At 43.4% G+C, this 641-nt stretch carries 1 protein-coding gene; it reads left to right on the forward strand.

The features are described 5' to 3' along the window. The coding region (locus R7P74_RS27155) for a phosphotransferase (RefSeq protein ID WP_318123774.1) at positions 1 to 612 on the forward strand (612 nt) is incomplete at its 5' end. Between the last annotated feature and the right edge of the window lie 29 nt (positions 613 to 641).

Below are 641 nucleotides of genomic sequence, written 5' to 3' on the forward strand. Positions count from 1 at the left end.
CATGAGCAAGGGTTGTTAGTGGAGTGGATCGATGGGATCACGCTGACAAAAGATGGCATCGAGTTGGAAGAGCTCTTACCCATCGCGGCGACCATTCATCAATACCATTCGAGCTCCATACCTGTTGTGCCATTTTCTTACATCTCGCGAATTGATCATTATTGGTTGGAGTTAGAAGGAAAGTACGTCGGTTCAGAATTTGAAACTCTATACAAACAGTGGCGTTCTGAACCTAGTGTTGAGCAAATTCCGTTAGCGCTGTGTCACTTTGATTTGGGGTGTTACAACCTAGTTCGGGGAGAGCAGGGCGTGAAAGTCATTGATTGGGAGTACGCAAGCCTTGCAGATCCAAGATTAGATTTAACGCTCATTTTGCAAATTACCGATTCGCCAATAGAAGAGTCGGTTGAACGCTATTGCCAGATTCGAAATATTGAAAATACCTCAGTTTGGCTTGAAGGAGTAAAAGCGTGGCACCCCCGCACTTTAGTGATGGCAATGCTTTGGTACTTGCTTGCTTATAAATTGTGGGGAGATGAACAATACTTAAACAGTGCGCAAGAGTTTAAAGACTTATTGTGTTTAGAAGATCACTGTTTTGAGAACTCGTGACGTTTTCCCCTTTATCAGTAAGGAAATAG

This window comes from Vibrio sp. 2033 (assembly GCF_033339735.1).